Below are 271 nucleotides of genomic sequence, written 5' to 3' on the forward strand. Positions count from 1 at the left end.
GGTCGGGAACGGGCAGGTGCAGCTTTGCTGCGCTCTGCTCGAGCCGATCGAGATGGGCGTCGAGCCGAAACATACGACCGTCGTAGGCACGCACCGCCTCGAAACAGCCGTAGCCGCGTTGAAACCCGACATCGAGCACCGAGATCGAGGCCGATTCGGCATCGAAGAACTCGCCGTCGATGAGTATCCGGCCGATGACTGCCATCCGCCAATCGTAAGACAGTCGTCAGTCACAAGTCACAAGTCACCGGCACCCTGCGACTTGCGACTC

General features: G+C 61.3%; 1 protein-coding gene. It reads right to left on the minus strand.

The genetic code is table 11. From position 1 onward, the window contains the following. The coding region (locus SAY88_RS25070; RefSeq protein ID WP_332635140.1) for an aminotransferase class IV at positions 1-205 on the minus strand (205 nt) is incomplete at its 3' end. Positions 206-271 lie beyond the last annotated feature (66 nt).

The organism is Halalkalibacter flavus, assembly GCF_036663575.1.
Classification (GTDB): domain Bacteria; phylum Bacillota; class Bacilli; order Bacillales; family Bacillaceae_D; genus Halalkalibacter; species Halalkalibacter flavus.